At 46.8% G+C, this 26,566-nt stretch carries 30 protein-coding genes and 1 pseudogene; 9 read left to right on the plus strand and 22 right to left on the minus strand.

Translation table 11 applies throughout. From position 1 onward, the window contains the following. The first annotated feature begins 86 nt into the window (after positions 1–86). Positions 87–1,295, plus strand: a complete 1,209-nt coding sequence (locus tag CEQ32_RS07490; RefSeq protein ID WP_001206290.1) for an IS4-like element IS10A family transposase — start codon at positions 87–89, stop codon at positions 1,293–1,295. After that, entirely contained in the window at positions 1,292–1,462 is a 171-nt protein-coding gene (locus CEQ32_RS07495) for a hypothetical protein (RefSeq protein ID WP_413776993.1), read from the plus strand. The genes CEQ32_RS07490 and CEQ32_RS07495 overlap by 4 nt, the downstream gene beginning before the upstream one ends. On the opposite strand, the gene CEQ32_RS07500 is transcribed toward CEQ32_RS07495, so the two are convergent. From CEQ32_RS07500 to CEQ32_RS22945, 14 genes are all read right to left on the minus strand, one after another. Then, the gene (locus CEQ32_RS07500; protein ID WP_226871887.1) at positions 1,441–2,040 is read right to left on the minus strand and encodes a hypothetical protein; all 600 of its coding nucleotides are present in this window, start codon (positions 2,038–2,040) and stop codon (positions 1,441–1,443) included. The two genes, CEQ32_RS07495 and CEQ32_RS07500, sit on opposite strands and share 22 nt — an antisense overlap. Positions 2,041–2,431: 391 nt before the next feature. Continuing rightward, positions 2,432–3,109 (minus strand): helix-turn-helix transcriptional regulator, encoded by a 678-nt coding sequence (locus CEQ32_RS07505; RefSeq protein ID WP_069454659.1) that lies wholly within the window; start codon positions 3,107–3,109, stop codon positions 2,432–2,434. Positions 3,110–3,218: 109 nt separating this feature from the next. Further along, positions 3,219–3,668, minus strand: coding sequence for a GyrI-like domain-containing protein (locus CEQ32_RS07510; RefSeq protein WP_069454658.1), 450 nt, complete (start codon positions 3,666–3,668; stop codon positions 3,219–3,221). Positions 3,669–3,840: 172 nt separating this feature from the next. Further along, complete coding sequence (locus CEQ32_RS07515) at positions 3,841–4,224, minus strand: VOC family protein (protein WP_037417091.1); 384 nt, start codon at positions 4,222–4,224, stop codon at positions 3,841–3,843. A 153-nt stretch (positions 4,225–4,377) separates the two neighbouring features. Then, a complete protein-coding gene (locus tag CEQ32_RS07520; RefSeq protein ID WP_069455425.1) occupies positions 4,378–6,099 on the minus strand; it encodes a phospho-sugar mutase in 1,722 nt (573 codons plus the stop codon). A gap of 271 nt (positions 6,100–6,370) precedes the next feature. Next, positions 6,371–6,676: a hypothetical protein gene (locus CEQ32_RS07525; RefSeq protein WP_055646780.1), complete on the minus strand. Its 306-nt coding sequence runs from the start codon at positions 6,674–6,676 to the stop codon at positions 6,371–6,373. Positions 6,677–7,119: 443 nt separating this feature from the next. After that, complete coding sequence (locus tag CEQ32_RS07530; RefSeq protein WP_037427880.1) at positions 7,120–8,097, minus strand: TerC family protein; 978 nt, start codon at positions 8,095–8,097, stop codon at positions 7,120–7,122. A 467-nt stretch (positions 8,098–8,564) separates the two neighbouring features. After that, the gene (locus CEQ32_RS07535; protein WP_088585781.1) at positions 8,565–8,804 is read right to left on the minus strand and encodes a DUF3624 domain-containing protein; all 240 of its coding nucleotides are present in this window, start codon (positions 8,802–8,804) and stop codon (positions 8,565–8,567) included. Positions 8,805–8,864: 60 nt separating this feature from the next. Then, positions 8,865–10,040 carry a 2-alkyl-3-oxoalkanoate reductase gene (oleD, locus tag CEQ32_RS07540; RefSeq protein ID WP_088585782.1) on the minus strand — a complete coding sequence of 392 codons (1,176 nt, stop codon included), beginning with the start codon at positions 10,038–10,040 and terminating at the stop codon, positions 8,865–8,867. Positions 10,041–10,180: 140 nt separating this feature from the next. After that, on the minus strand, positions 10,181–12,007 hold the full coding sequence (gene oleC / locus CEQ32_RS07545; RefSeq protein WP_088585783.1) for an olefin beta-lactone synthetase: 1,827 nt from the start codon (positions 12,005–12,007) through the stop codon (positions 10,181–10,183). After that, on the minus strand, positions 12,007–12,969 hold the full coding sequence (locus tag CEQ32_RS07550) for an alpha/beta fold hydrolase (RefSeq protein ID WP_088585784.1): 963 nt from the start codon (positions 12,967–12,969) through the stop codon (positions 12,007–12,009). Before CEQ32_RS07550 ends, oleC begins: the two co-directional genes overlap by 1 nt. A 170-nt stretch (positions 12,970–13,139) precedes the next feature. Further along, on the minus strand, positions 13,140–14,189 hold the full coding sequence (locus CEQ32_RS07555) for a 3-oxoacyl-ACP synthase III (protein WP_011717598.1): 1,050 nt from the start codon (positions 14,187–14,189) through the stop codon (positions 13,140–13,142). A gap of 254 nt (positions 14,190–14,443) precedes the next feature. Then, positions 14,444–15,808, minus strand: coding sequence for a methyltransferase (locus CEQ32_RS07560; protein WP_088585785.1), 1,365 nt, complete (start codon positions 15,806–15,808; stop codon positions 14,444–14,446). Between the two features lie 131 nt (positions 15,809–15,939). Next, a complete protein-coding gene (locus CEQ32_RS22945) occupies positions 15,940–16,080 on the minus strand; it encodes a hypothetical protein (protein WP_181159881.1) in 141 nt (46 codons plus the stop codon). Between the two features lie 39 nt (positions 16,081–16,119). Here CEQ32_RS22945 and CEQ32_RS07565 point away from each other — a divergent pair, with 39 nt between their 5' ends. After that, on the plus strand, positions 16,120–16,353 hold the full coding sequence (locus tag CEQ32_RS07565) for a DUF1289 domain-containing protein (protein ID WP_047538543.1): 234 nt from the start codon (positions 16,120–16,122) through the stop codon (positions 16,351–16,353). Between the two features lie 25 nt (positions 16,354–16,378). Here CEQ32_RS07565 and CEQ32_RS07570 read toward each other — a convergent pair whose 3' ends face one another. The 4 genes from CEQ32_RS07570 to CEQ32_RS07580 form a co-directional block, all read right to left on the minus strand. Next, the gene (locus tag CEQ32_RS07570) at positions 16,379–16,741 is read right to left on the minus strand and encodes a YajD family HNH nuclease (RefSeq protein WP_011717601.1); all 363 of its coding nucleotides are present in this window, start codon (positions 16,739–16,741) and stop codon (positions 16,379–16,381) included. Between the two features lie 87 nt (positions 16,742–16,828). After that, on the minus strand, positions 16,829–18,805 hold the full coding sequence (locus tag CEQ32_RS07575; RefSeq protein WP_088585786.1) for a BCCT family transporter: 1,977 nt from the start codon (positions 18,803–18,805) through the stop codon (positions 16,829–16,831). Between the two features lie 411 nt (positions 18,806–19,216). Beyond that, on the minus strand, positions 19,217–19,363 hold the full coding sequence (locus CEQ32_RS22950) for a hypothetical protein (RefSeq protein WP_169546608.1): 147 nt from the start codon (positions 19,361–19,363) through the stop codon (positions 19,217–19,219). Positions 19,364–19,442: 79 nt separating this feature from the next. Beyond that, on the minus strand, positions 19,443–20,048 hold the full coding sequence (locus tag CEQ32_RS07580) for a DUF502 domain-containing protein (RefSeq protein WP_011717603.1): 606 nt from the start codon (positions 20,046–20,048) through the stop codon (positions 19,443–19,445). Positions 20,049–20,209: 161 nt separating this feature from the next. On the opposite strand from CEQ32_RS07580, the gene CEQ32_RS07585 reads away from it, so the two are divergent. The 3 genes from CEQ32_RS07585 (at position 20,210) to CEQ32_RS07595 (ending at position 22,067) form a co-directional block, all read left to right on the plus strand. Further along, a complete protein-coding gene (locus tag CEQ32_RS07585) occupies positions 20,210–20,605 on the plus strand; it encodes a VOC family protein (protein ID WP_088585787.1) in 396 nt (131 codons plus the stop codon). Positions 20,606–20,737: 132 nt separating this feature from the next. After that, positions 20,738–21,271 carry a DUF6985 domain-containing protein gene (locus tag CEQ32_RS07590; RefSeq protein ID WP_050991394.1) on the plus strand — a complete coding sequence of 178 codons (534 nt, stop codon included), beginning with the start codon at positions 20,738–20,740 and terminating at the stop codon, positions 21,269–21,271. Positions 21,272–21,392: 121 nt separating this feature from the next. After that, positions 21,393–22,067, plus strand: a complete 675-nt coding sequence (locus tag CEQ32_RS07595; protein WP_088585788.1) for a cold-shock protein — start codon at positions 21,393–21,395, stop codon at positions 22,065–22,067. A gap of 99 nt (positions 22,068–22,166) precedes the next feature. On the opposite strand, the gene CEQ32_RS23200 is transcribed toward CEQ32_RS07595, so the two are convergent. Continuing rightward, positions 22,167–22,292 (minus strand): hypothetical protein, encoded by a 126-nt coding sequence (locus CEQ32_RS23200; RefSeq protein ID WP_264291153.1) that lies wholly within the window; start codon positions 22,290–22,292, stop codon positions 22,167–22,169. Positions 22,293–22,714: 422 nt separating this feature from the next. On the opposite strand from CEQ32_RS23200, the gene CEQ32_RS07600 reads away from it, so the two are divergent. The 3 genes and pseudogenes from CEQ32_RS07600 to CEQ32_RS07610 all read left to right on the plus strand — a co-directional run. Further along, the gene (locus CEQ32_RS07600; protein WP_088585789.1) at positions 22,715–22,960 is read left to right on the plus strand and encodes a hypothetical protein; all 246 of its coding nucleotides are present in this window, start codon (positions 22,715–22,717) and stop codon (positions 22,958–22,960) included. A gap of 174 nt (positions 22,961–23,134) precedes the next feature. Next, the gene (locus tag CEQ32_RS07605; RefSeq protein WP_200923580.1) at positions 23,135–23,476 is read left to right on the plus strand and encodes a GIY-YIG nuclease family protein; all 342 of its coding nucleotides are present in this window, start codon (positions 23,135–23,137) and stop codon (positions 23,474–23,476) included. Continuing rightward, a pseudogene (locus CEQ32_RS07610) lies at positions 23,454–23,878 on the plus strand (DDE-type integrase/transposase/recombinase); the annotation flags it as partial. The gene CEQ32_RS07605 and the pseudogene CEQ32_RS07610, both read left to right, overlap by 23 nt. Positions 23,879–23,901: 23 nt before the next feature. Here the strand turns inward: CEQ32_RS07610 and CEQ32_RS07615 are convergent. The 3 genes from CEQ32_RS07615 to pstB all read right to left on the minus strand — a co-directional run bounded on the left by CEQ32_RS07615 (position 23,902) and on the right by pstB (position 26,556). Next, positions 23,902–24,354: a hypothetical protein gene (locus CEQ32_RS07615; RefSeq protein WP_140907652.1), complete on the minus strand. Its 453-nt coding sequence runs from the start codon at positions 24,352–24,354 to the stop codon at positions 23,902–23,904. Between the two features lie 545 nt (positions 24,355–24,899). Next, positions 24,900–25,610, minus strand: a complete 711-nt coding sequence (phoU, locus tag CEQ32_RS07620; protein ID WP_069454650.1) for a phosphate signaling complex protein PhoU — start codon at positions 25,608–25,610, stop codon at positions 24,900–24,902. A gap of 127 nt (positions 25,611–25,737) precedes the next feature. After that, on the minus strand, positions 25,738–26,556 hold the full coding sequence (pstB, locus tag CEQ32_RS07625) for a phosphate ABC transporter ATP-binding protein PstB (RefSeq protein WP_037416943.1): 819 nt from the start codon (positions 26,554–26,556) through the stop codon (positions 25,738–25,740). Positions 26,557–26,566: the final 10 nt, after the last annotated feature.

The following is a 26,566-nucleotide window of genomic DNA, read 5'->3' on the forward strand; positions in this document are numbered from 1 at the left end:
TTACAAATAAATCATCAAATTAGGGTGGAAGCGCATCTTGTTGCATGATCAAATGGTTTCGCTAAAAACTACACTTGGACAACAAGATGCGCGAAGCCAATATCCTACAACATTCTTTACACCAATACTGCCCAGAACTTCACCTAAAACGATTAAACAGCTTGATGCTGGCCTCTAAGGCACTGATTGAATGTAAGACACTGACCTTGACTGAGTTAGGTCGAAATTTACCAACCACGGCCCGAACCAAGCACAACATCAAGCGCATTGATCGTTTGCTCGGCAACACGCATCTGCATCAAGAACGGTTAGCTGTCTACCAATGGCATGCCAGCCTCATCTGTTCTGGTAACCCTATGCCGATTGTGCTCGTCGATTGGTCAGACATCCGAGAGCATAAACGCATCATGGCTCTGCGCGCCTCAATAGCCTTCAATGGCCGCTCTATTACCCTGTATGAGAAGTCCTATCCCCTATCAGAACAATGCTCTAAGGCCTCCCACAACGGTTTTTTAGCGGACTTAGCCAAGATTTTACCTTTGCATGTTACCCCTCTCATCGTGACTGACGCGGGGTTCAAAGTGCCTTGGTACAAAGAGGTTGAGGCGCATGGTTGGTTTTGGCTAAGCCGTATTCGCGGTACAGTTCAATTTGCAGATATTGGCGCTGAAAATTGGCGTGCAGTTCGCAGTACACATGACTTGGCCAACGGTCAAGCGAAGAGCCTGGGTTGTAAGACTTTGACCAAAACTAACCCTATCAATTGCCATCTCACGCTTTATCGTAGCAAACCTAAGGGGCGTACAAATCAGCGTTCAACGAGGACTAATTGCCACCATCCATCGGCAAAAACGTACTCAACATCGGCGAAAGAGCCTTGGGTGTTAGCCAGCAATTTACCACCAGAATCTCGGAGCCCAAAGCAGCTGGTAAACCTGTACGCCAAACGTATGCAAATAGAGGAAACCTTTCGTGACCTCAAAAGCCCGGCATACGGCTTTGGCTTACGCCAAAGTCGTACCAACAGTCCAGAGCGATTCGACATCATCCTACTGATAGCGTTGATGGTTCAATGCCTGTTGTGGCTAGTTGGTTTACACGCACAGCAACAGGGCTGGGATAAGCATTTTCAGGCCAATACCATTGGGCATCGAACGGTACTCTCAACGATTCGCTTGGGATTGGAGGTACTCAGGCGGCCTGATTATCAAATCACTGAGAAAGAATTGCTGGCGGCCTGGGTATTATTCGCCAATCAGTTGCTCAAATATGGCTATGCTATGGCTGATTTATGAGGGGATCCTTCAGCATTGGGCATCGAACGGTACTCTCAACGATTCGCTTGGGATTGGAGGTACTCAGGCGGCCTGATTATCAAATCACGGAGAAAGAATTGCTGGCGGCCTGGGTATTATTCGCCAATCAGTTGCTCAAATATGGCTATGCTATGGCTGATTTATGAGGGGATCCTTCAGTACCACGTCCGAAAGTAATAAATCTCCCCATAGATAACATATTAAACAAATTATCATATTGAATACTTTCAATAACGTTAAATCCAGCATTTTGCATGGCCGCTTTACTTGACCATTGGCTACCAGAACCGGTATCTAACGCCATTAACTGCGCCAATGTATTTATATTGGCCATAATGGGTAAATTTTGTTTCTTGATAATAAATACTCTAAAACCCTGAATACCTTTCCGGATTGGTATTTTTATTGGAATTAACTGTTCATCCCACTGAGAATTGGATGCTTCAGCAATAACGTTGACTGTTTTACCTTCTAATAATCCTCTAAAAATACGGTTACGACTCATGACAACATCAGAAATCTGTATTGTTCCAACACCAAAATCATTGTTTGTTGCTTCAATAATTAATGTCAACAGATCATAAGTATATTGGTATCTATGGTCATTATTTGATTCTGGAGGATTAATAATAAAAGTATCAACAGCATATGAGTTTGGTATATATGTCCATATTCCAATAGAAAACAGCAAAGTGAACAGACTAAAACGCTGAAATGTCATCATAAATGCTCATTACGCTATATCAAAGCTATCCTTCCCGCTAAATTTTAGCAGAAAGGATAGATCTCGTAGGTATGTACAGCACAACATTTATGCGTTTTGTGAGTCAAACCAAGCAAACATGCCCTTATAAGCCGTGCAGGGTAAAATATCCAAATACCACATTGTACATATATGCTAAACGCTGGATCTGCTGAGATGGCTTTTACGCCATTAAACATAAATTAAAAATCTATAATAACCTTACCAATCAAAGCGTTGAGTTAGTCAACATTGACTAAAACCATTGGGTTAGAACCATAGTTCCTTTGAATGGTTAACGATATAAACAATGCTTTCCTCACTCAATGAGGTATTCCATCGCTTTCTATCAACACCACCATCACCGCAAATGTTAAGACTGGCTTTCCATCAGACAAATATAATCCTCTAATTCCTGTCCCGGCGTCGGTTCAAAATGGCGGTTAAGCCTTAACAATCCTGTGATTCGATCGACCCGAAAGTTGCGAAAATCTTGGCGTAATTCGCACCAGGTCAGCAAGGTCCAAGTGCCGCGCCAAAAATAGATGGCGAGCGGCCGCACTTCGCGCTCTGTCAGGGTTTTATTCACATCTTGATAGAATAGTTTGACGTATTCACGGCGCTGGGCCGCATTACGCAGCGGATCGAGAAACTGAAACTCGTTGGAATCTAGATAAAAATCCGGCGAGAACATCAAGGATTGATAGGCTTGCAAACGCTTAGGTAGCACGGCTTCCACTTTTATCATCGCCTGACGCGCCGCACTGCCAAGCTCTTTGCCGCCCCATGTTTGCACCATGCGCATGCCGACTTGAATCGCCTCTAATTCGGCCTCGTTAAACATCAGTGGCGGCACATTCACTTCGTGGCGCAATAGATAACCCACGCCCGCCTCCCCTTCAATGGGAATGCCGCTCAAACACAAATCCTGCACATCGCGGTAAACCGTGCGAGTCGAGACTTCTAAACGATCCGCCAGCTCTTGGGCGGTCGTCAGTCGTCGATGTTTAAGAATTTGCACTATTTGAAATAGGCGGTCGGCACGGCGCATGGACAGTAATCACACCTCAAATTGGCTTCGCTGCGAAAGTTTAGGGATCTTAACCGCTAAAGCTTAGCCGCCCAAGCGATAGTGCATCTGCCTGCTTTATCGTTTAAAACTATACAATCCCAATATAAATCTCGACTTTATCAGCACTTAGATAGACTTCAAAGTCCGTTTGGTAGCAGCGCTGGTGCGAGCAATCAGGCTCGGTAAAGTAGCGCCAAATCTGTCCCCAAAGTCCCACCACACAGTGGGGCATTTCCCCTTGCGCACTGAACTTAAGGTAGTTTCCTTCTCGCAGCTGCAACGCAGTAAATGGGCCGGTCTCGCTGACAGACTCAACGCTTTTACCCACTAAAACCGAATAGTCTCCCGTCATATCGGATTCATAGTCGTAGTAAACCCCATACATGGGAGAATCGAGCATAGATGTCAGCTGTGAAGATTCAAAAAAAGCCTGCCATAGCGCTGCAATCTTGCCGCCCTCAGCCGCCATTTCGGCGTTATTATTGGTGCGCGTACTCAGCCCAAGCATAGGTTGAGCCGCCATAAAAACCTGTTCCATTATCCTTTCACCTTCATCACTGAAATTTGCTGTTGCTTGTTTAAGGCTATCGCTAGACGTTATTGCTCGTCGCGCTTTATCCCCAAAACTGACTGTATCCACTTGAATTAAGGAGCTGCGTAAAAAGTCAGTACAAAGAGCCGTGCCAAGGCACGACTCATTAGGATATTCATTACTGATTTTGCGACCAAAGGCCGACCTTATTGCCTTCGCTATCCACAAACAGGGCGATATAGCCACAACCACCATCCTTGATAGGTGTCACAGGCAATAGCATAGTCACATTAGCGGCCACGAGTTTATCCACTAAAGGTTGCAATTGAGCGCTGAAATGCAAGTATACAGTGCTACCGTCCATCGACGGTTTGCTCATGCTGCATTTAACGAGGCCAATGCTTGGTGCGCCTTCATCCTCTGTTTCAATCGTGGCGTATTGCATGTCTTCCATATCGTCACGCTTAAATTCAACCCCGAAATGTTGTTGATAAAAAGCGATGGCACGATCCATATCACTGACAGGAATTTCACCCCAGACTAACGGTGCAATTGATAACATTTTCACTTTCTCCTTGTTGAAAAATGCCAATGATTCATCATGTTATAAGAGTAAATCACCAGCGGACGACAACAAGAATAAAACAAGGCTACTGACAACATCATGTCAGTAGCCTTTGAGTGAAGCTGATTTTATTGAGTGCGCTAAAAGCGCTTATTTAGGTAGGCTCGCCTGATGGGCTGAAATAAACGCCTCCATCGCCTGAGTTGCCCGTGCTTGGGCGCTGACCAAGGTGTCTTGCGCCGTCATAGGTTCAACCACCTCGTAATAGCACTTGATTTTAGGCTCAGTGCCCGACGGCCGTACTATCACCCGCGCGCCATTGGCTAAGCGGTAAGTTAATACATCACTGGCGGGCAGATTGATTTTCTCGACCTTGCCATCGGCAAAACGGCGCTCTAACGCCTTGAGATCATCAGTCGACACCACGGCATGCTCACCAATTGCCAACGGCGGATGTTCACGCAGATAGGCGCCGATATTAGGCGTGTCGGGTTTTAAGGCAATGCTAACTTGGGCATTGAGATGGAAACCCTGCTCGCGGTAAATCTGCTCGAGTCTATCCCAAATGGTTTGCCCTTTGGCGGCAAGCTCGGCGGTTAATTGGGCGAAGGCGACTAAGGCCGACAGGCCGTCCTTATCCCACACCATGCTACCGACGGTGTAACCCAGTGCCTCTTCGTAGGCAAACAGGAATTGATTGTCAGGCTGACTCTGCGCAATCCCCACATTCATCAGCCATTTAAAACCGGTGAGCGTGGTATAACTTTCAACGCCAAAGCCTTTGGCGATTTTAGATAATAGACTGGAGGACACAATAGTCGTGCCCACTAGACGTTGGTCTTTCGCGGCATGGCTTAACAGATAATGACCAAAGAGCACGCCCACTTGGTCGCCTGTTAGCATTTGATACTCTCCATCATCCTTACGTACTGCAACCGCAAATCTGTCAGCATCGGGATCATTGGCGCAAGCAAGCATGGCGGCATGCTTTTTCGCTTCGGCGATGACTAAGTCCATCGCGCCCTTTTCTTCCGGATTCGGGAAATTAACCGTTGGGAAATCCCCATCGGGCTCGCGCTGCGCCGCCACCGAGTAGACTTGGGTAAAACCCGCATCCTTAAGCACAGTTTCAGCCATTTCAGCGCCCACACCATGCATAGCGGTATAGGCAAGGCTGACTTTTTCGGGCGCAGTGTGATTTTGCAGCACCTTGGCGTGCATCACGCCGCGGCGATAGGTTTCGTAATAATCGTCATTAAGCCAAATCAATTTACCGTGCTTGATGGCATCAGCCTGATCCATAAACGGAATTGCTTGGGTTGCAGCCTGCTCAATCTTAGCGGCGATACCTGAGTCATGGGGCGGGATAATCTGCGCGCCGTTTTCCCAATACACTTTGTAGCCATTGTATTGTGGTGGGTTATGGCTGGCGGTCACCACAATGCCCGCAGCGGCATTAAAATGCTTAACCCCAAAGGCCACCAGCGGCGTTGGCGCCACTTTGGCGGTGAGACGCACTTTAATCCCCATCGCGGTGAGTACACTGGCGGTATCATGGGCGAAAGTGCGTGAATCGTGGCGGCCATCGTAACCAATCACAACCCCGCGCTCGGCGGCATCTTTAATTTGTTCGAGCAAATAGGCACCAAGCCCAGCAGATGTTTGGCGGATAACCAAGCGATTCATGCCCATAGGACCTGCGCCCACCACACCGCGTAATCCGGCGGTACCAAACTCTAACCGTCCCGCAAAACGTGCCTCGAGTTCGGCGTCATTGCCTGTGTCGATTAAGGCTTGCAGTTGTGCCTGAGTGCGGGGATCGGGATCATTTTCGAGCCAATGCTTAACCTGTAATTGCAGATGAGTATTCATAGGAGCCTCAGTGAAAATCATTTTCAATTACCTTAGGAAAATCCATGCCGAAGAACAAGCAAATTTGCACTTTTCGCGGCGGATTTAAGTGTAAAGAGAGAGTGTGTAACGAAATTAGGAGAAGTTAAGTCACGTAAAGACGCGATTTATTAACCCTGTTAATCCTCATGTAACAGGGGCTGTCGTGCTTGCGCAGCAGCGCGCCGAGGTGCTTCGAAAGCACTCACCACCTCAAGCAAAATTGCACTGATAAATGCCACGAATTGACGTCTTAACGCAGTAAATTAATCGACACTACGTTAGAGAACAGCTCCTTTTCAGAGTCCTGCTCCAATTGATTTCGCCAAGGTTTATCGAAAACCCGCACAAGATAATATGTATCGCGCCCCGTGTCTGTCACAAAGGCGATGCCAAAACGCATCAACTCGTAGTGAATATCATGGACAAACACCAATGAAAAATTTTGGCGTCCGGTCAGCTGATTGATATCTTCTCGAGTTAAACTCACGCCCTTTTCAACACCCTCGAAGCGTTTCTTTAGCCAATGAGCAAATTCCTTCGCACTCACCATAGACATGATCTTTCTCCTCGTACGATCCTCGGCATTAACGGCCTGGTTCGCGGTCATCTGTTCGATTATTTGTAATGATGGCGTGGCGTAATGGCCAACATCTCAGAATGAGCCAAACTGTCGTCCCATTCCGGCAGATAAAGAGCTAAGCCACAAATTTGATGGTGCTAATAATTTATTGTTATTAGTGCAAAATTGATGAAAACAGACTATCTATATTTGGCTCAGTGCGCTGTAAGGCGAACGATTACCCAAGTAGAAAGAAAGCCCGAGCCAAACGACTGTCTATACGAAAAATAGAACAGTTTGCACACTTTTACCAAACCTAAAAACCGCAAATAGAAGTTATTTCATCGGTCAATAACCCAGGCAATCACAACCTATCTTTGAGATGACCGAATAAAAAACTGGCGCACTATGGCGCCAGTTTTAGGTAGAAAAACATTAGCTTACTTCTGCTCGCGCGTCTTCCACAGGGAGAATAATACCCCCGCCAGCAAGAGGCCGAAGGTGACACCAAGGGATAAGGCCGTTGGGATTTTAAAGTCCACAATGCCTTCATGATTAAAGTACACCAGTCCGACTTTTACACCGATAAACACCAATACCACCGATAGCGCATATTTGAGGTACTCGAAACGATGCACCATGGCCGCGAGGGCGAAATACAATGCCCGCAGACCTAAAATCGCAAAGATATTAGAGGTATAGACGATAAAGGGATCTTGGGTAATCGCAAAAATCGCCGGAATACTGTCCACCGCAAACACCAGATCCGCGGTTTCGACTAAGATCAACGCCAAAAACAGAGGCGTTGCCCACCAGCCTTTGCTGAGTTGATGATCCTCTCCCCTTACCCAAAACTTCTCTTGATGAAGGCTTGGCGTAAAACGCATTTTAGAGCGCAACCATTTGTAAAACTTATTATCTTGGATATCACCATGCTCATCATCGGAAAAGAGCATCTTAATACCGGTGAAAATCAAGAACAGGCCGAATAACACCAACACGCCTTGGTATTGCGCTACCAGCGCCGCGCCTAAGCCAATCATAATGGCACGCAGCACGATAACGCCCATGATCCCCCAGAATAACACTCGGTGTTGATACAAACGGGGAATGCCTAAGCTACTGAAAATAAGCGCGATAACGAAGACGTTATCCATAGATAAGGACTTTTCAATAAGGTAACCCGTGAGGTATTCCATCCCCGCAGTCGAGCCCTTGTACCACCATAACCAGGCGCCGAACAACAGACCCATACAAATATAAAAGGCCGATAATTTAAGGCTCTCTGCCACGGTAATTTCGTGCTGCTCTTTGTGTAGCACACCTAAGTCGAAGGCTAACAATGCCAACACAAAGCCAAAAAACATTAACCAAACCCATATTGGGTAACCCACAAATAGCGTGGTTAAAAACTCCATAACACTCCCTAAAACCTAAAAAATACCGAGTTTTCTCGGCTCCATCGCCACATTCGATCTTAGTACTTGGCGATACCAAAAACAGTGAAACAGGGTAAAAACCTTAAAATGTCAGATTAAAATTTGTTTAAATCCATACTTATCAGCCAAAAAAACTCGTTACACGAACCCTTATCATCAGAGTATTTATGGTACTCAGTTCAGATTTAAGCCTAGCCCTAACACTCACGGGATCACGGAGTAAAATAATCGCGTGAGCTCATCACTCATCACGCCTCAGCACCAATCGACAGTATTTTTCGCTAAGACGATAAAAAGCGAGCTGTTTCAGCGCACTGTGTACCACTTGAGCATTAAGCGAAAATGAAAAATCCGCGGGCAAGAATGGCTGCTTGTAATAGCGTAAATGGCGTGTGTGATCGCTCACCACAAAGGATAAAAAGGAGATTCGATGGGAAGCGAAAAAACTATTCGCGACCGAGCAGACGACGCGTGACTAATACCACAAGATGCAGTAACAACAGGCCAGTAAAAGCTGAGCAGAAAAACAGTAAGGCGATGGAGTTGACCTCACGTGGAGTGTCACTGTAGAGATACCACCACAACGGCCAACCGATAAGCGACAGCAACGTCAATTGCCACATGCAGCGTTTGCAGCGGCCAATCTTTTGCCGAAAAATCGAAGTATTACAATCGTCGCACGCCATTAACGTTTTAATCCATTAGCTTACCGTAACGGCATAAGATATCACCAAGTTTGTCCTGTGCTAAATACCGCACTTGAGCGATGCCTTGAGGCGCTTCATTCCCTCTTCTATCGACACTAAGGCATGATAGCCAAAGTCCTGTTTTGCCGCGCTGATATCGAAATAATGGCTACAGGAAAGCTGTTTAGCGACAAAGCGCGTCATGATCGGCTCTTCTTGCTTATTCAGCAGTCGATACGCCGTTTCTAACACAGCGCCCACCACATAAGCTAGGGTCTGTGGCACGCGCGCGGTCACAGGCGGCAACCCATCACAGGCTAGGATGAGGTTCAGCATCTTGGCCATAGTCACAGGCTCGTCGTTACTGACAAAATAGGCTTTCCCTTGGCACTTAGGCGAGACTTGGCAAAGCTCAACGGCCGCCAGAATGTGGGCATAAGCGGCGTTATCGATATAAATGGTATCGACCAGTTTATCCTCGCGCCCCACCAGCTTAAGTTTACCTAAACGACCGCGGGCGAGCACCCGAGGCACCAGATGCGGATCATTGGGCCCCCAAATCAAATGCGGCCGCAGGGCAACGGTCTTTAACGCATACGCCGATGCAGTTGAAGAGATTTGATTAGCATCGAGCATCATCTTCTCGGCAATCGCCTTGGAGTGAGCATAAAAATTTAAAAAACGGCTGGCGTAGGGCGTCGATTCATCAATACCCGCTTCATCCTCGCCCGCAAAGGTCACGCTAGGGGTGCTGGTATAAACTAATTTGCTGATTTTAAGCGTTTTACAAGCGGCAATCACATTAGCTGCGCCCTTCACATTGGGGCAAAAATAGCTGTCCCTGTCGCCCCATACCCCCGCTTTTGAGGCCACATGGAACACGATATCGCAGCCCAGCATCGCCTGTTTGACTTGCTCAGGATTGGCTAAATCCCCCTGTACCATAGTCACGCCAAGGGCTTCAAGCTCAGGGTAATGGCCACGGGCAAACCCTGTCACCTTAATCCCAGCCGCAACCAAACGTAGGCAAATGGCCTTACCCAAAAATCCGCCCGCGCCAGTCACAAAGGCATGGTTGACCTTAGCCGCCAAGGCATAAAGCGCGGCTTGCTCACGCTTATCGAGACTTAGTTTGCTACATGCTTGGTCACCGCCCACTTGGTTTAGGCCTGTTGGTTGCGACGGCGTACATTCTAAGTCCGTAGGGGCGAGAGAAATGGAACAATTATCGGTCATCTTGCTATTCCGAGACACACAGTGTCGTTTACAGTATTAAGTTCAGCGCTTATATGCAATGGAATAATATTTCATTCCCATGCCACTAAAAAGCAACAGAAAATCTAGACGAGTAAGGTTAAAAGTCCCTTAAATGAACATCAGCCTTTGGTTTGCGATTGCGCCCAAACGGCTAATTTTTCTCTAAATATTTTGGCATTGTGGCGCACATCCACGGGGAAATCGGGATGAATGAGAAAACGTCTAATCCCCTGAGTGTGGCTATACTGCTCGGCAATCGCCATCAGCTCTTGATAGAGCTGCGCGCTCTTATTGCAGACCAAAGATTGGTCAAGCTCGATGCAGATGAGTGGTTCAATCTCACTCGCGCCGCCTTGCCCCTTCACTTTGATCCCCACTAACGCCGAGCGCTTCACATTCGGATGGGTATTAAAAATACGCTCACTCGGAATCGAATAGTACCGTTTAACAAACTGCCCACCTTGGGTGGCATCGACTCTATGGGCTTTGCGGCCACACATCCACAAGCGGCCGCTGTCATCTAAATAGCCAAGGTCGCCCATTCTGTGCCTAAAGGTTTGCTGCTCGCGGTCCCAGATTTTAGCCGCCGTCGTTGCCGTTTCGCGGCGATAATAGGACTGGCTCACCATAGGGCCTGTTACCACTATTTCGCCAATTTCCCCCGCGTTAAGACGCAGGCCATTATCCCACTCAGGGATGTTATCCTCAGTGATGGCGATAATCTCGATGCTGACACCATCGATGGCGCGACCGACACAAATCCCACCGCCATTGTCCGTGTTTTGAGTCGTGGTCAATAGCTCATCGCTGGCGATCATGCTGATGGGTAAGGATTCGGTAGCGCCGTAGGAATTGAGTACAGGCACGCCGTCACTGAGCATTTTGCTAAAGCGTGCAATCGAGGCAATAGTCGCGGGCGCGCCAGCGGAAATTACGCGTTTCACACTGCTGAGTTTGTGCTGCTTTTTCGACTCGGTTTGCTCACCGGCGCGGCCTAAACGTTCAAGCAAGGCTGGATTAACAAAGATATTGCTGCATTGGTATTTCTCAATGGCGGCAAATAAAAATTCAGGATTGGCCGTAATCGGTTTACTGGCATCCATCTCAGGCACAATCGATGCCATACCGAGCGCCGGACCAAAGAGGGAGAATAGCGGAAATGTCGCTAAATCACGCTCGCCATGTGCAATGCCATAATCCTGTTTTAGCGCCTGAATTTGCGCCTCAAACATGCCATGGCTATAGACAACGCCCTTTGGCGTCCCCGTGCTGCCACTGGTAAAGAGAATCGCCGCCATCTCGTCATGCCTAAGCAGCGCCATCGGGTACTCGCCCTGTTCCGACAATTTAGCCACAGATGACTTAGCTGTAGACGACTTAGCTGTTGATAAGAGTATCGACGCTAGACTTGGCGCGCCCGTAAGTAAGCGCGATAGTGTGCCAGCAAGCCCGCTGGGATTGCCATCCACATTGATAAGATGCTGCACACTGCCCTTACCCCAGCCTAATAAGCGTCTGGCGATATGAGCTTTAGGGATTCCGATAAAGGCATCGGGCGCGGCTTCAATAAAACATTGCTTAAGGTTTTTAATTCCCATACCCGGGTCAACCAGCACGGGGATAATCCCCGCCTTAAACAGCGCAAACGTTAACGCAAAAAAATCCAGACTCGGGGTGACCATCAGCACCGCCTTCATCCCCCGTGTCAACCCATGGGCATTGAGCGCGAAGGCGATGGCATCGCTTTGTTTATCGAGGCTAATAAAATCGAGTTCTTGGTAAGTCAGATTGGCAAGGGATTTACCCTTGCCCTGTTGCACCGCAACCGCAAGATGATGGGGAATGTGATGGGCGGCTTGCTTTAAATGCCGACAGATATTGGCATCGCTTGCTTGCTCGGCGGTAGATGTCCCATGGCCGAGCTGCGCATCCTCCACTCTAGCCATTAATGTGCGGCCTGTGGCGCTTGAGTCTCTTCCTCAGGCTCTGTGACCGGCACCATTTCAACGTGCTGCACTTCTGCCGCTGGCGTTTGCGCCTCAGCCATAAAGTGTTTGATATGGGTAATCACCTCATCGCTCGCATCTTCGAGGATATAGTGACCACAATCGGCAAATTCATGCACCTGTGCATGGGGCATATGTTCGCGCCATTTGGCTAAAAAGTGCTTATCGAACACAAAGTCCTGTAAACCCCAGCAAATCAGTGTCGGTACCTTGGCAAACTTTGGCAGACTGGCGGCAATATCCGACACTAGCTGATAGTTTCTGTCACCCAGTTTTAGCGGAATATCCTGCACAAAACGCAAGGTCGAAATCCGATTTGCCCATGAGTTAAACGGCGCGACATAGGCCTCTCGGATGTACTTTGACATCGGCTGACGCTTTACCCCAACATAGGAGGCTATCGATGAAAACGCATTAAAACCACGCACTAATACGGTGCCAAGCAGTGTATTACGGCAGATCCACAGCGCCAGCGGTAAGGGTTTAGTTTCGGGTAAATGGAAGGCGCCGGTATTTAAAATCACCAGACGTTTAATTCGTTCAGGGTAACGCGCAGCATAGCCCATGCCGATCATACCGCCCCAATCGTGGACGACTAAGGTAATGTTTTCGTTTACCTTTAGGCTATCGAGCAGCGCCTCTAAATCGTCAATGCGATTCTTTAAGGTGTAATCGTAACCGCTGTCATCCGGCTTATCCGACAGGCCACAACCAATATGGTCGGGCACGATACACTGGTGAGTATCCTTAAGGGCACTCACGAGATTACGGTAATAAAAACTCCAACTTGGATTACCGTGCACCATGACCACAGGCTCACCTTGGCCTTCATTGATGTAATGCAGCTTGTTGCCATTACGGCTAAGAAAATGACGTTTAAACGGCAACAGAGTGTCTAACATGACGCTTCCTATCTTTTGTTTTAATTATTTTGTATTGGTAGCCTGTGCAGGTAAATTCGCCTTTACCTATGCTCAGTGCTAATGCCCATCGCTAAACCAATAAGCATAAAAATGCCCTAGCAAACCTTGCTCTCAAGCGTCGGCTAAGGCAAATAACAATCCTTGAAAAACTACCACTTAATGCCCAGCATCATGCAGTTCAAACCACTGCCGATACCTAAAAAGCTCACCTGATCCCCTGGGCGTAAAAAGCCTTGATCGTGTGCCATGGCCGCTGTGACGGGTAAAGAGACTGTGCCCATATTGCCAAGCAGTTGATATGTTGGAAATTCTTTTTCAGGTGGAATATTTAATGCACTCAAGACCTGTTTACGGTTTGAAGCGCCGACCTGATGACAGATTACTTTGTCGACCTGCTCGACCAACCAATTCCGCTGAGCGAGGAAATGCTCCCACGTGTGCTTTGCCAGCTCGACCCCTTCTTTGAGTAAGGTCACCGCATCGGTACGCATAAACTCACGGTAAATATTGTGACCTACTTCCTGCAAACCCCACTGACACAGTTGATGGTGCTGCGGCGCAGATAAATGGGAGGCGCCAAGTAACTGATGCTTACGCACATTCGTCAGCGGCAAACTGCCATCGGTCAGGATCACCGCCACCGCGCCAGAGCCGCCAGTTAAGGTCGCCAGCGACTGGGCAAAATTCTGCATGGTCGGATCGGCCAACATATTATCAATGGTCACATCGACAATATCCCGCGCCGATTCACAAGACACCACCATGCCCGCCTTAATTTGACCAAGCTCGATACGGTTGGCAATGTCTAAAATGCCCGACAACACCCCAAGACAGGCATTGCTGATATCGTAAATCGCCGTGTCCTTCGACACCCCTAAGGCCGCCGCAATCCGACAGGCGGTGGCGGGTTCGTGCTGGTCACGGCAAACGCCGGTGTACACCACAGCGCCCAGTTCGGCGACTTCTATTCCCGTTTCTGCTATCGCCTTGTGCGCCGCTTTAATCGCTCCATCAGATAATTGATGCCCTTTAGGCCACCAACGGCGTTCGGTAATACCCGTTAAGGCCGCAAGTTGCCCCATGGGAATGCGAAATTTTTGATATAGAGGCGCGAGGCGAGATTCTAGCTCACTACTGGAAACCACCACAGGTGCCAGTTCATAGGCAAGGCTATTAATAAATACGCGGGAATATTTCATGAAACTGTTTTATTCGCTCACTAGGATCACTGATCTTTTAGGTCAGTTTTTAGTTGTTATGTGTCATTAAGGCGACATTTGAACAAGAAAAGCCCGATGATTCAATAAAAAACCATCTTTCGCCTTAGACTTGTCTCACAGGGTTTATAAACCCTTGTGACGATCATGCCGCCAATCCGTTAATTCAAAATGAACTAATAAAGAAATACTTTATAAAAAACAGTCAGGTATAACATTAAATAGTAGATTGTTTTTTACTCGCTCAATTTTTGCGCCAAAATCAGCGCATTTCTGGGTGTCACACTGTTTGCACAAAATTCCCTCAGAGTCACCCGATAGCCACTTTCCAGCAAAAAGCAGCAACGATCGAGAATTAACCACAGCTCCAGCGCACGGCGGAATAAATGCGCCGCCAAATCGATGCGTCGGGTTAACCTTTGTCGCTGCTTTCCTATCTCGAGCCAAGCGTCAAAATCACAATCTGCATCTAAGGTAACCGCCTTTTGCGCCGCCGCCCAATGGCAAAACTCGGCAAACTCACTACTCAGCTGACTTTGCTTTATTGCGGGTAAAGGTAAATAAGCATCTATGCCACGATAGCTTCGCTGCAACGCATCAAAACCGAGCCGCCAGGCGATTTCCTGATGCCGCAGCGCCTGTTGTTTCGGATTGGCGATCACACTCTGCTGCAAGGGCAATTGCAAGTCATGACGACTTAAACGCAGCGCGCTGTGTTTGGCGAGTGTCGATAAGCCTTGATATTGATTAGCTTGAATTAAATGATAGCAGCAAGGTGAAATCGCCAGAGCCTGGGTGCCCGCCGCTGCGGCCAATTGCAGTAAACGCACATGCAAATCGCCACAGGCATGCAGCGCCACCGCCTGTTGCTTGGCGCGAAAAGGATTAGTTTGATGAGCGGTATTTTCGCAAGCATTATCTTCGATAGCGAAGGCATCGGCACAGATAAAGCGCTGTGATAATTGCCATTTATCGGCAAAGGCTTGGCCCTCTTCACAGAGCATCGCCTGCCACTCGAGGCTTAACACATCCACACCACGTGCTTTGGCTATTAAGCGGCCTAAATGGCCTTTGCCCGCACACCACTCCAGCACGGGTAATCCCGCATCGGGCAAATGCTGCACAAAGGCGGTAATTTGCTCCCACTTACGGCCTTTAATATGGGCGCTAAAGTGAGCCAATTCGGCAACTTCAATGTTAGGTGAAGTAGCAGTTTCAATATCGTCAGAGCCAATATCAAAGCCTATATCGGAGTCAATATCCGAGCCCAGCAAAAGTTCGGCAAAGGACAATGTGAGTAAAGACAGATCCCAGTCTAAGCCTAACGCGGCAAGATCCTGCTTAAGTGCGGGAGATAAGGCATCGACTAACGCCGATTGCTCGGCATCCAAGGTATCGAGCACGGCATCATCAAGCGCCCAAAGGGTGGTTGCTAGTCTTGGGAATTGCGCCGCCCAAGGCAGTGCTTTTGCCTCAAAGGCACGCACTTGCCATAGGGCGCGGCTCTGCTCAAGTAGCTTATTCAACTGGATAAAGTGCGCCTTGAGCCTGTCCTGACGCTCGGCCCTTGCCTGCTTATGATTATCGCGCTTAATTGCCATGCTGAATTTGCTTTACTCTGATGTGTTCCATTTGACTCTCTTATTGGCCTTAGCCGTCAAGCCTTCACAACAGCACTGTTTTTAAAACCAGTTTGAAAACTATTTTGAAAACTTTGCCGTCAGTTTGAAAACTATGCCGTCATTAAGCCTTTACGAATATCAAGGCACATTTGACTTAATTTCGCTGCCCAAATGGCGCCTAAAGCTGCTAGTATCGCCGCAGTTTTGGCCAACTTGCTATACCAGTTGGCAATCCATGTGTGTGTATACACAAAAAAGCCAGTTAAAGAGAAGAGTTTTAGAGGAAAAGTATGCTCTCCCCCTGCGTCGCTCGCTGCGGCTTAAATGATGAAGATTATTGCATGGGCTGTTTTCGCCATATCGATGAGATTGTCGCTTGGCGCAATGCCAGCGATGCTGAACACACTGCGATTATTGCGCAGCTCCCTGCCCGCAAAGCCCATTTCGAAGGCGACGAAAATCAACAGGTGCTAAGCCGCGCTAAATGGCTGGAAGCCGAGGCACGACTTGCGAAAAAAGCCTGACATTTCAGGCTTTTTACTTTTATCGCTACTTTTTCATCATCGCTTTTAAATCGGCAAAGGGATTATAGGTCGCCGCCGCTTGCTTGGTTTCTGTGGTACTGCCGTAGCGGATCAGTTCTTCGAAGCGTGAATGTTCGTTATCGTGGCAATAGAGGCACAATAATTCCCAATTCGAGCCGTCGGATGGGTTGTTATCGTGGTTGTGATCTCTATGGTGAACCGTCAACTCGCTTAAATTTTTTGAGGTAAATTCACGGGTGCAGCGGCCACAGATCCAAGGATACAATTTGAGCGCTTGCTCGCGGTAACCGCCCTCACGCTTTGCACGGTATTCCCGCTCTTGGGCTAAGACTTGATCTAACTTACTCTGGCCTGGATTTGCTGACATGCTCACACCTAACTGATGACTCCTAAAAAGTGCCCCAAGGATAATCCGAGTTATTCCTTGGGGCAATATTTCTAACACGCAAAGCGTTTAGGCGACATGTCCTTGGTCAGCATTGGACAAGTGCAAATAGTGCAGGTATTTCTCGTATTGGGTGACCACATCCGCCAATAGCTGCTCTTCGGTATAGCCCATCACATCATAGTGCTGGCCGCCCTGCTCTAAGTACACTTCGGCGCGATAATACCAATTGTTGCCCTGCTCTAACTCTTCACCGACCGGATTAACGATTTCAAAGCAGCGCATCCGCACACCGTAAACGAAGGGTTGATAGGCTTCGTTGCTGATCACCAATCGCACTTTGCCGTCGAGATACTCAAGATCCGCCGTTAAGCCCTTACTCATAAATTGCTGACACACCTTAGATAACGCTGGTGTCGCGACATTATTGAGGAAGACACGCGCCTCATCTTCGGTGGGATGCGACACTAAGACTTCGATACGCTCCTCCCAGCTGATATTGGTCTTAGCATATTGCACACTGGTGGTATGGAGCTGCACGCTGTTGATCTTAAGCCAATCGTCCTTCAGCGCCTTATACAGCCCTAAACACATCAGCAGCATCACGCATAAAAATGGCATCGCACTCGCAATGGCAGCGGTTTGGAGTGCCTGTAAGCCACCCGCAAGCAGCAGCACTGAGGCCACCACACCCTGGAGTAATGCCCAGAACACCCGTTGCCAAACGGGTGCATTGTTATCGCCCCCCGAAGTTAGGTTGTCGATTACTAAGGATCCCGAGTCAGATGAAGTCACAAAAAAGGTCACCACTAAACAAATCCCAATGCCCGATAACAGGTGCGGGTACGGCATATGTTCAAAAAACACAAACAGCGCCACGGGCACATTGGTATTCACCGCTTCGCTTAGGTAGGTCGCGCCTTGATTCATAATGGCGTCGATGGCCGAGTTACCAAATACCGTCATCCACAAAAAGGTCAGCGCCGAAGGCACAAATAAAATGCCGACTAAAAACTCACGTATGGTACGGCCGCGACTCACCCGCGCAATGAAGGTGCCGACAAAAGGTGACCACGAAATCCACCAGCCCCAGTAGAGTAGCGTCCAACCGCCAAGCCAGTCTTCCTTATGCTGATAGGCATACAGATTAAAGGTTTTATTAACGATATCACTGAGATAACTACCGGTATTTTGCACAAAGGCCTGTAGCAACATTACCGTTGGGCCAAGAATTAACACAATCAGCAGCAGAATAAGGGCCAAGCCTAAGTTAAGCTCACTTAAGCGCTTCACCCCTTTATCGAGCCCTGAAAAAACCGACAGAGTAGCGAGTAAGGTAATGCCAATAATCAGCGACACTTGCACCGTGGTGTTATTAGGCAGTTGCTCGAATAAATAGCTTAGGCCCGAGTTAACCTGCAACACCCCAAACCCGAGGGAAGTCGCCACCCCGAACATAGTCCCTAATACCGCAAAGGTATCGACGCAGTGGCCAATCGGGCCATGAATGCGCTCACCGATTAAGGGATAGAGTGCGCTGCGAGGTAACAAGGGCAACTTATGCCGATAAGCAAAATAAGCCAAACTCAGGGCAACTACGCCATATATGGCCCAAGCATGTATGCCCCAGTGGAAGAAAGTGATCTTCATGGCCTCTTTGGCAGCTGCCAAACTCTCAGGCGTTGCATCGGGCGGCGCGAGATAATGCATCACAGGCTCGGCAACGCCGAAGAACATCAGCCCAATCCCCATCCCCGCCGAAAACAGCATGGCAATCCAGCTCTTATAGCTATAGTCGGGCACGGCATGATCGGGGCCTAGCTTAATATCGCCAAAGCGACTGACCATAACAAAGATGATAAAAATCAGAAAAATCGCTACACCAAGGATATACAACCAGCCCGCTTTCGCCTCTATCCACGACTGCATGGATTTGAAAAAGTGATTGGCCTCGGTCGGCCAAATGGCGCAGATCATCACCATTAATGTGATAAAAAAGACCGACGAATAAAAAACCGGTGGATTAATACTCGACTTGATAGACATAAAACTCCCTTGTTCTAGCCAGTTCCCTATTAACATCCCTTCGATGTTGAAGAGATAGCGCAATAATAGGTAACCCTAGCCTCAGCAGTATGTGGTCAGGATGAAATAGGCATAAATAATCCATGACAAGGGCTCGCGGTCAACAATACCTTGTGATGTCATACTCATATTGAAAACGTTTCCCCACTTCCCCGTTTGCTCGACGCTTTTGCTTAATAGTAAAGTCGGCAAACTGTTGACTCGATAAACAGCTAAACCGCTGCTAATGCCCTTTTAGAACCAGCCGCCCTCTCAAAGACAGCGAGCATCAACACCATGCGACCGAATCGCAGGGTTCAACCTCTATGGCGACATAATGCATATAAGCGGTTCGATATCGGTGATATCGAGGATGAGGAATACAAAGCGCGATTAGCAGCTAACGGTTAACCAGTAGCAAATATCGACTCGGCCTTGCTTAAGCTCTACTGGAGTGCCTTCGAACAGAGACCACATGCTGTCGAAAACTGACTCAATAGAGACAAAGATAATGCTAAACAGCAGCTGCTGAATCAGCATAAAAAATGGCGACCTATTAAGTCGCCACCAGATTGTATCACAAAAATGCACTTATTTGACGTAAAAAACCAAAACAGCTCTATTCAGCTTTAGTTTTTACCGTTGCCGCGCCCGGCGTTTGTGAGATACCCGCCGTTAAATTAAAGCGCATCGCCTCTTCAAAAGACCAGTCGACTAAAATCAAATCTTCACGTTTGACGAGGCTAGTCACCCCCGCCATTTGGTAACTGAGTTGAAATAACACAGGCACCCAATCTCCCTCAGGCAGCGCATCGAGCAACGGCTGCGGCGGTGTATCCGTCATAATAAAGCCCACCACAAACCCGCCATTGGCCTGTTTAACCAACACGGTTTGCTGAGTATTGGGTTTACCCTCACGGTTCATTAAGGAAGCGATATCACGGATACTGCCATAGACAGATTTAAACAGCGGAAAACGCATCAGCTGACGTTCAATCCAGCCATAGAGCCACACAATGGGACTCACCGAAAACAACAGGCCCACCGCAAACACTATGGCCACGACTAAGATAAAGCCCGCACCGACAAAATGTTGGTTAATCCCTACCAACTCTAAAATAAAAATCCCTAAACCATCTAACGATACAAACAATGACCAAAACAACCACAGGCTTAAAGCCATCGGCAGCAGGTTCATCAAGCCACGGGCTAAGGTTTTCTTCATTACAATCTCATCAAATCCAATGGGATAAAAAAAGGCATAAATTATTTACGCTAAAAAGCGCGTTAAATGCTACCACAGAGTCACTTTTGCACCAGCACTTGATGTAAGGTAAGGCGCAGAGAAAACTAATAACAAACCGCTACGGCATCGAGGGAAAGAATATGCGCGTGACCCGCCTAGACCATTTAGTGTTAACTGTGAAAGATATCGAGGCCAGCGTCGCCTTTTATCAACGCGTGTTAGGGATGAAAAAGTCCGTATTTGGTCAGGGCCGTATCGCATTAAGCTTTGGCGATCAAAAAATCAATCTTCACCAAGCAGGCGCCGAATTTGAACCGAAGGCAAACCTTGCTACGCCCGGCAGCGCCGATCTTTGCTTTGTGGTCAGCCACAATATCGAAGAAGTGATCAACCACTTAAACAGCCTTGAAGTTGAGATTATTGAAGGCCCAGTTCTGCGCACCGGCGCCACAGGCCGCATCAACTCCGTCTATATCCGCGACCCCGATTTGAATTTATTAGAACTATCCGAATATCTGCCGGCCTGCACGCAGTAGCGCCTAATCCAATCATTTTTAATCGGCACAAATAACCTTATTTCAGAATGCGGATACTATAGATTATTGTTTTGCAACGATAATAATCAGTAACAGCTAGCCAATGAAGTCAACAATAAACGGAATGATAAGATGATAACAATACCCATCCTAGGTTTGCTTGAAGTTGATCCCTATGATGGCTGGCTTAAAAGCCAACCCATTGAGATCAATGCGCTAAGCGGTAAATTTGAGTTTATCTTAGAAGAGTACGAAACCGACCCACAGGTGGAGGATTTTCATACTGCGGTACAACATTTTCTCGCCCTAGACCATACCGCACTCGAGCAAGCTCAGGACGCGATTTACCAATATTATCAAGATTGCTGCACATACATTACGCCTGCGAGCGAAGAATATATTGATATTCCTAACCCAAACCAAGTATGGCGCCATATTGAGTTTGGCGACGAATTAATGGTGTCACGCCGCGCCCATGGGGATAACGCCGTGTATATCTCCCTTACTTGCCACTGCGATTGGGAGCCCGAGCACGGTTTACAAATCGTGTTTAAACAAGGATCAACCATCAATAAAATTGGGGCTTTTGATGGACACCTTTCCCACGCAGATGCCTATGACGATCCTAGATTCGAAGACATGGTCTATGTGCCGTGTTGCAGATAAATTCAGATCGTTTATCAGATCGTTTATCTGATTATCTATCTGATTTATAATATTTTTCATTTATAACGCTAGGCAAGTAACATAATACTCGGCTGAGCATCAATTTATATAGGCTAATGTTTTGAAAGGAAAAGTTGTCTCATATCTTGCGACTAAAAAGTATGGGTTTATCCAAGGCGATGATGGTGAGAGTTATTTTTTGCATTTTTCCGAGCTTTTAAACAGGAAAGATGAAGGCAAGTTAGTCAAAGGCAGTATTGTCGATTTTGATCCCACGCCCACACCTAAAGGCCTAGCCGCCAAAGCAATCAGTTTGCCTGAAGTCTTTATCAGGGAGCGATTAGTTAACTTTTTTACCACTAGAGACAGTTGCCCCAAAAATGGCACAGTCATAGCCAGTTTTCCCATTGCTACCCGTTTTTTTAAGGATCCCAGCGAGGGAAGACGTCATTTAGAACAGCTTGCAAAGCATTGTGGATGCAATGCCGTACTCAATGTCAATTTTGAGAAAGACACTTTCTCGAAAGGAAATTATCGCTATACGGTACACGCCTTCAAAGGTGAACTCGCCCTAGTAACCGAGAAAGTTCCTGCTGACTCTCAAGAACTGGTTATCGCCTCTGCACAGTTACTCGAAAAACGAAAAGCAGATGTAGAACAGGCCGCTAAACAAATGAGTGAAGCCGAAAATTTAGCACGACAGAAGCAGCTGTCTGGTTGTCTAGGTACCCTTGCCATGATCACGCTCATACCGCTCGCTTTGGTGCTCAGTGCTATAGCTGTTTTTCCTGCTTAGCGAGTCTAAAACAAGTCGATAGTCATATTTATTAAAAAATATATGGACGGATTTATAACCCATGACAATTGGCTTAAACTGACTATCGAGTTCGGCAAGCTATTTCACTGTTGCTTCCCCAGTGACACGCCATAAACTCATCCCTGAGGGCTCGACGGCGGCATCCATGCCGCCAACGGTCACAGTTGCAACAATGACAATCTTTACGACCATTGAACTGTTCATCTAGCTAAAAACTTTTTGCCCCATTCCTTGTTTTGGCTCATTAGCTCAACCGAAAATTCCCACTCCTGCTGCCATACAAATTCTTATCTATTTGCCTATGTTTGGCCTTACCAGAAATCGACTAACAATTTATGGGTATACAGTCGTATTTAAATTTAGGTGTTTTTGTATGATTTGAAGACAATAGCATTGCGCACTAATTCCATTTTTAATAAGTAAAACTTTATAAAATCAATCGACTATGGTAGCTGGCTTTTAGTTAATAGGTTTTGAAAACGCGCATGCGCGTTTTTCCAGATGGTGTATTGGGCAGAAAGCTGATAAGTTCTTTGCATACAGATAGTTAACCGTGCGCGTTTTCACTGATCCAACGAGATAAACGCGCATGCGCACGAATAAAATATCACGCCTGCGGACGTATCATGAAGCTTTTAGTTGCTATAGCCATTCTATGCTCCCTTAATGTGCAAGCTACAGAGAATAAATCGTTATGCGAACACAGGGAATTGCGCATTGAGCCAGATATGCAAATTGAGGAAAACGTATTTACAAAATTTAATGCAGAATCAGCAAAAGCTGCGTTAGAGAAGCTCGAATCTAATAGTAATGATTTAGTGTTAAGTTTGCTATCGAAAATAATAGACGCGTTATACGTGGTTACACCTTAAGATCCAAAGCACTTGAGTCTGGTAAAAAAGAAGATATTGAGTCCTTCTGTGACTTCTATGTTACTGAGGCTTTCTATCATGACTAAAAGGCATAACAAAGCAAGCCAGCATCGCACCTTCGGTGCTGGACTCGCTAACGCTCGCCGCTTGCGGCGTTAGGGCTACAAGGAAATTATGGCACTTTATTTTTTTATCGAAAACGAAGACCTAATTAATCAGCGGATTAAAATCGGAATCAGCAAAGATCCAGTTAAACGTCTAAAAGCTTTACAAACGGGGAATTCGAGAAGACTTGCCTTAATGGGCTGGATTGACAGTGGTACTGATCGTGAGCTTGAAACACAACTACACCAGAAGTACAAAGATCAACGCGTAATTGGGGAGTGGTTCGAAATAAACCATGAAATTGTACTCGACTTACTAAAAGCACATAGTCACTGTAGTTATATCGCAAAAAAATCTAACGCAGGTGAATTGACAGGTTATGACAGACATGGGCTCCCCGAGTATATCTAAGGCATTAATAAAAGCCTACAACCTGCGACAACCAGCGCGAGGGTTGGTATTTCACAGTGACCGAGGCTCGCAATATACCAGTAAGCAATTCAGTAGGCTGCTATCGAGCTATGGTATCCGAGCCAGCATGGGTGATGTGGGTGCGTGTTCGGCAACTGCTACTGCGTTGCTCTACCTCCTACATCCATGCAGTTGTGGGATAATGCCGTTGTTGAGCGATTCTTTGACAGCTTAAAACACGATTGGATTTTTAAAGTTAATCAACCAACAAGGGAGTTTATGAAGCAAGATGTTACTGCTTACATGAAATATTACAACTTGGAGCGGCTGCATTCTGCTAATGACGATCTGTCAGCTGTAGAGTTTGAAAATTCTCAAGTAAAAGTGTCCAGTTTGGGTTGACCAGAACAGTATGCCTGTACTGTTTAGCTTTTGTTATCGAAAATGCTTTTGAATCTCCAAATTGAAAACATTGTAAGAAGTAGCGCTGCAATCAAAGTACTTGCTAGTCTATTCATATGATTTTTACTCAAACTTGAATAGCTAACTAATTCTATTTCATTTTGTGATACGGATAAAACTTCCTTTCCTCTGACTATCAAAGATACTTTTTCTCCAACAATCACACCATCGAGAGACTTACAGTCAATACTGTTCAAACTACTATAACGTCCTCCATTTTCAATATAAATATCATAATCATACTTTTTATTAAACCTAGAATTTATTTTGCAGTCATATCCAAACAGAACCCCTTCAATTTTTTCATTTGAAATTAAAATAGAATTAATAAATGAAAACCAAAAAAATGCCGTTATGGATATTATTAAAAATAAACCTGCAATATTTGATTTAGTCTTTAATTTCTTTAATTGCATCTTCAAGTTTTTCCGTATACTCATTTAGTGTTGCTTGTGTAGCAGCCATATCTATCGTTGACTTAGCAAGGCTACCCAATATTTCATCACCTGTACCAGTAAACCAAATAAATCGGCCACCAATTTTAAATCAAAAACATAATGCACTTTTAGGTTACCTACAACCCGTTCTAGCTCAAATGGTTTGAACAACTAGAGCAAGGACATCCATGCCATTGCGGCATTTGTGAATCCATTGACATCAGACTGGGCGAGCATCCAAGGACTGCTTGAACAACTTCCATAACTGTCAGCTCGCCATCTGATAGGCATGACGCCTGAATGTCGTGCAATGCAGGGATGCATGAGAACAACCATTGCTCTCATTCATAATCTTAGAAACCCTAGGTTTCTATTCACCGTATCGTTAAACAAATGCTATGTCTCACCTACCAATCAGAATCAGCAACGACTATCAAGTGCCCTCTTCAAGTTAAACATCTAAACAAAAACGCTCTGCGGATTAGGCAGAGCGTTTGTGGATAACGCCTTGTGATAAAAGGCGTTTAGTCCTTCATATCCTTTTCCATATCTTCGTAGGAAGTATGGCGGACGTCTTTACCTTTCACGTAGTAAATAATGTATTCGCAGATATTTTTACAACGATCGCCGACACGCTCAACGGCGCGCGCTGCCCAGAGTACGTCTAATACATCGGGGATTGAGCGTGGATCTTCCATCATGTAGGTCATTAATTGACGGATAATACCTTCATATTCACGGTCGAGTTTAGCGTCTTCCTTGTGCAGTTCCAATGCAGACTCTGCATCCATACGGGCTAATGCATCTAAAGTGGCGTGGAGCATACGAGTCGCATGGCGGCCCATATTTTCAATACTGACTAATAACGGCTGCTGATTATTCAATCGCTTATCTAATGCTGCCTTGGCAATACGCACACAGGCGTCACCGATACGCTCAAGATCAGCGATGGATTTTGAAATTGCGATGATCATCCGCAAGTCGCTCGCTGCGGGCTGGCGCTTGGCGATAATACGGGTGCATTCTTCGTCAATCGAGACTTCCATCCCGTTGACTTTATGGTCACCTAAGATCACCTTTTGCGCTAATTCGGCATCTAAGGTGCTTAAGGCGTCGATGGCTTGCTCTAATTGACGCTCAACCAAGCCACCCATAGCGAGTACACGGTTACGAATATCTTCTAGCTCGGCGTTAAATTGCCCAGAGATATGTTTGTTTAAATTCATATTTTCCATTTTGCCAACCTTTTACTCAACTGTATCAACGCCTAGATGGAGTTTGCAATGCTTAACTCTGTTCTAGGCGGTGGCTTATTTCGTTAATCGCTTATCACTCACATAACCACTGCCAAGGGCAAGGTGATTAACCGTAACGGCCGGTAATGTAATCTTCGGTCTTACGTTTTTTCGGTGTAGTGAAAATGGTGTTGGTATCGGCGTATTCCACCAATTCGCCCATATACATAAAGGCCGTTTGGTCCGATACCCGCGCCGCCTGTTGCATGTTGTGGGTAACGATAACCACTGTGTACTTAGTCTTAAGCTCGGTTATCAGCTCTTCGATGGTTAAGGTTGAAATCGGGTCGAGTGCCGAAGTAGGTTCGTCGAGCAGTAATACTTCTGGCTCAATGGCAATAGCACGGGCAATCACCAAACGTTGCTGCTGACCACCGGATAAGCCAAAGGCGTTATCGTGCAGGCGGTCTTTCACTTCATCCCAAATCGCCGCGCCGCGTAGCGAACGCTCGGCCGCTTCGTCGAGTTCACGGCGGTTGTTAATGCCCTGCAGACGCAGACCATAAACCACGTTTTCGTAAATCGACTTAGGGAATGGGTTAGGACGCTGGAACACCATACCTACGTTGCGGCGCAGTGCGGCAACGTCGATCTTTTTGTCATAAATATTTTGACCGTGCAGCAAAATCTCGCCGTCGATATGGCAGTTGTCCACCAGATCGTTCATGCGGTTAATGCAGCGCAATAAAGTGGATTTACCACAACCGCTGGGGCCGATAAACGCCGTGACTTGCTTTTTGGGGATCTTCATCGACACATTGAATAGCGCTTGCTTATTGCCATAGCGCAGGTCTAAGTTGCGGATCTCCAGTGCGGTATCGTTTTGGCTCAAGTTGGCTAAGTCAAAGTTATTGGTTTTCATGGCTGTCGAATCTATAGAAATCATATTCAGTCCT

This window comes from Shewanella sp. FDAARGOS_354 (assembly GCF_002209245.2).
In the GTDB taxonomy this organism is placed as follows: domain Bacteria; phylum Pseudomonadota; class Gammaproteobacteria; order Enterobacterales; family Shewanellaceae; genus Shewanella; species Shewanella xiamenensis.